A 3,065-nucleotide genomic window follows, 5' to 3' on the forward strand; every position below is an offset into this window, starting at 1 on the left:
GGCGACGTAGACGGTGTTGCCGACGACGACCTGCGCCCAGGCGACGCCGTCGATCTGGGTGGTGGGCAGCGCATCCGCACTGACCGTCGGCGGTGTCGCCGGATTGGTGGGATCTGTCGGGGCCGTGTCTGCGACGGCGGGGGACGCGAGCGCCAGCCCTCCGAAGACGAGGCCGACCGCAGTTACTGCTGCGGTCAGAATGCCCAGCGAGCGAGCGCGAGGGCGAAGTTCAGTGCTCATGACAACCTCGGTGTCTGTGATGGTCGGATCAGTGATGGTCGGGAATCGGGGGTTGTGCTGTCGGGGTGGTGAGGAGCGCATCAGTACGCCCCCACCGGATGTGTCAGCACCTTCACGGTGCGCCACATGATCACGAGGTCGCCGGTGAGCGACCAGTTCTCCACGTAGTAGAGATCGAGGCGGACACTCTCTTCCCAGGAGAGGTCCGAACGGCCGTTGACCTGCCACATGCCGGTGAGCCCCGGCTTGATGTAGAGGCGACGGTGGACGTGGTTCTCATAGCCCTCGACTTCGGCGGGCAGCGGAGGCCGCGGCCCGACGAGGCTCATGTCGCCGAGGAAGACGTTGAAGAGCTGCGGGAGCTCGTCGAGCGAATACTTGCGAAGCACATGCCCGATGCGGGTGACCCGCGGGTCGTTCTTCATTTTGAACAGCAGGCCGTTGCCGTCGCTCTTGGCCTGGAGCTGCGCCAGGCGTGCTTCGGCGTCGATCACCATTGACCGGAACTTGTACATCTTGAACGTCTCGCCGTTGCGGCCGACCCGCTCCTGGCTGAAGAGTGCCGGCCCCCGGTCGTCGAGCTTCACGAAGAGCGCGATCACCAGGAACAGGGGGGAGAGGATGAGCAGGGCGACACCGGAGACGAAGAAGTCGAACGCGCGCTTGAGCACGTGCTTGCCGCCCTCGAACTGCGGGATCTCCACGTGGATGAGCGGCAGCCCTTCCACGGGACGGAAGTGGATGCGGGGGCCGGCGACATCGGTGAGCCGCGACGCGAGCACCAGCTCGGTCGAGGTGCCTTCGAGCTGCCAGGCGAGCTTGCGCACGAAGTCGCCGCCGGTCAGGGCCTGGCCTGCGACGATCACGGTGTCGGCGCCGAGCCGCGCTGCAGCCTCCGCGACGCCTTCGAGGTTGGAGACGATGGGGACTTCGCGCTCGGGGGCCGCGATCGTGCTCGCGACGCTGGTGGCGCGAGTGGGGGCGCCCTTGCGCACGTGCGCTCCCTCGGGGGCGGCGTCGAGGGATGCCCCGACCACGTTGTATGCGGCGCCGGACTTCTGGTGGATCTGGCGCACGACGTAGTCGACGTCGTCGAACCCGCCGACCACGAGCGCGCGGGAGAGGTAGTGGTCGAACATCCGCTGCCGGATGAGCCACTGCCGCCACAGCCAGCGCGAGAACAGCACGCCGAGAACCCCGACCGGCAGCGCGAGCACGAAGTACCCGCGGGCGATGTCGACCTTCGCGACGAGGAAGACGATGGCGAGCAGACCGAAGGTCAGGGCGCTCCCGTTGACCACTCGCTTGTATTCGACGACGCCGACGCCGACCACTCGCGCGTCGCGCGTGTGGTAGACGCCGAGGGTGAACATCCAGGTCACGGCGATCAGCAGGGAGAGCGTGAAGTAGTCGGTTCGGAAACCGGCGAACTGTGCGCCGGCCTCGTCGAACCCGAAGCGCAGGAACATCGCCCCGATGGTCGAGGCGAGGATGATCGCGGTGTCGGTGATGAAGAGGCGCGCCCGGTACTGGCGTGCCCAGGTGCGCTCGGAGGACACCGGCCGCACCTGCGGCTCTGCGTGTCCGAGCACTGAAAGTCTTGGCTTGAGTACGGTCATCTGTGCGCCCTCCCCGCGCTTACGATGTGTCCGACCGAAGAGCCGACGACGGCTGGGGGAAAGTCGTGGTCTCGAACGACTTCGCCGCCGCCGGCTCCGCTCATGCGAGGGGTCCCGTTGCTCAGCGCGCGCTTGCTTGTCCTCGGCGAGCCAAGGGGCGGGAGCGACAGAATCGCTCGACGCGGCGGATGCGGGTTCACGGGTAGTCCCTGCGTGTCGGGGTGGTGCATTTCGGGTGGTGTGAACCGGCGAGACCCCATCGCGAGACCGCACGAGGAGTTGGGTAAACGTAAAGTGACTGTTTCTCACCTATTCACAAAAGTGAGAATACATCGTTTTCACAGACTGGCGTGAGCCCTGTTGGGGGGTGATTATTCCTCAACTTTACCGGATCATGCATCGAATCGCCCATTTCGACGTCGGTGGGCGGTCGTAGGCTTGCCTCATGTGCGGGAGATTCGCGATGGACAAAGAGACCGACGACATGATCCAGGAGTTCGTCGCCGAGGGCGGAGACTTCCGTGATTGGCGGCCGAGCTACAACATCGCGCCGACCGATCAGATGCCGATCTTCCTCGAGAGCAAGAAGAAAGACGAGCCGGCGGTGCGCCGGCTCGAGCTGGCCCGCTGGTCGCTGGTGCCCTCCTGGTCGAAAGAGCTGAAGACCAAGGTCCCCACTTTCAACGCCCGCGCCGAGACAGCCGCCGAGAAGCCGATGTTCAAGGCGTCGGTCGCATCACGGCGCGCGATCATCCCGGCCATCGGCTACTACGAGTGGCAGACGAATCCGGTCACCAAGAAGAAGACGCCGTACTTCATTCACGCGCGAGACGGCGAGCTGCTCGGCTTCGCGGGGCTCTACGCCTGGTGGGCAGACCCGGCCCTGGAGCGCGACGACCCCGAGCGCTGGCACCTCACCGCCACCATCCTGACCTCGGATGCGGTGCAGACGCTCGCCGACATCCACGACCGCAACCCGGTTCCGCTGCCCCGCGACCTCTGGGACCACTGGGTCGACCCGACCGTCGTCGGCGACCAGGCGCTGCTCGACGAGGCCGTGCGCGCCGCCCTCCCGGTGGCCGGCGACCTCGTCTTCGACCGCGTCGGCCCGGTCACCGGCGACAGCCCCGACCTCATCCGTCCCCTCCCCGACGAGTCGTAAGCCATCGAGGGGTCCCAACACGCCGTCAGCGCGATGCGCGAGAC

General features: G+C 66.5%; 2 protein-coding genes and 1 pseudogene. 1 reads left to right on the forward strand and 2 read right to left on the reverse strand.

What is annotated here, in order from left to right; genetic code table 11:
- Window positions 1–240, reverse strand: a pseudogene (locus ACFVWR_RS18985) (hypothetical protein); the annotation flags it as partial.
- Between the two features lie 80 nt (window positions 241–320).
- Complete coding sequence (locus tag ACFVWR_RS18990) at window positions 321–1,832, reverse strand: sugar transferase (RefSeq protein WP_387215979.1); 1,512 nt, start codon at window positions 1,830–1,832, stop codon at window positions 321–323.
- Window positions 1,833–2,304: 472 nt separating this feature from the next.
- Here ACFVWR_RS18990 and ACFVWR_RS18995 point away from each other — a divergent pair, with 472 nt between their 5' ends.
- On the forward strand, window positions 2,305–3,021 hold the full coding sequence (locus tag ACFVWR_RS18995) for an SOS response-associated peptidase (protein WP_387215982.1): 717 nt from the start codon (window positions 2,305–2,307) through the stop codon (window positions 3,019–3,021).
- Window positions 3,022–3,065 lie beyond the last annotated feature (44 nt).

Source organism: Leifsonia sp. NPDC058292, assembly GCF_042880955.1.
In the GTDB taxonomy this organism is placed as follows: domain Bacteria; phylum Actinomycetota; class Actinomycetes; order Actinomycetales; family Microbacteriaceae; genus Leifsonia.

What these genes read in the sequence shown, in the direction of transcription:
- ACFVWR_RS18995 (WP_387215982.1), top strand. Translation starts at nt 2,305, where the DNA reads ATGTGCGGGAGATTCGCGATGGACAAAGAGACCGACGACATGATCCAG.